This window comes from Bradyrhizobium sp. UFLA06-06 (assembly GCF_054820065.1).
Window position 1 is genome coordinate 1 of sequence record NZ_JADFUD010000175.1, and the last position, 526, is coordinate 526.

Sequence of the window (526 nt, forward strand, 5' to 3'; positions counted from 1 at the left end):
CCCAAAAGTGAGACACGGGAAATTAGGGACAGTTCTCTAACGGAGAACGTATGTCCAGCAAATCGCCCCGTGTTTTCAGCCGAGAGTTTAAGCTCGAGGCGGTCCGTCGCATTCTGGCGGGTGAGCGCATAAAGGCTCTTTCCCAGGAGCTGAATGTGTTGCGTAAGGACCTCTATGCATGGCGCGATCTATTTCGTGCCGGCGGGGCGGAGGCGTTGCGGCCGATCGGCCGGCCGCGCAAAAGCGATGCCGTTGCGCCGAGCGTGAAGGAGCGGGCACGCGATGTTGCGGCTGCCGACCCTGGTGCGCCGGAGCGCATTGCCGAGCTTGAGCGCAAGATCGGCCAGCAGCAGATTGAACTGGATTTTTTTCGGCAAGCCTTGCGGCGGGTCAAGGAAGCACGCCGGCCGAGCACCGGGCCTGGCGTGACGGGGTCTACGCGGTCATCCAGGCGATGACGATGCCCCCGCGGCAAGGCGAGCTGACGATCGAGCGGATGTGCGTGCTGGCTGGCGTCAGTCGGGCC

Annotated in this window: 1 protein-coding gene; it reads left to right on the forward strand. The window is 63.3% G+C overall.

What is annotated here, in order from left to right; genetic code table 11:
- Positions 1-50: 50 nt before the first annotated feature.
- Positions 51-458 carry a transposase gene (locus IF803_RS42560; protein WP_461196174.1) on the forward strand — a complete coding sequence of 136 codons (408 nt, stop codon included), beginning with the start codon at positions 51-53 and terminating at the stop codon, positions 456-458.
- Positions 459-526 lie beyond the last annotated feature (68 nt).

Coding starts and splice junctions, on each gene's coding strand:
- IF803_RS42560 (WP_461196174.1), top strand. CDS start 51: ATGTCCAGCAAATCGCCCCGTGTTTTCAGCCGAGAGTTTAAGCTCGAG.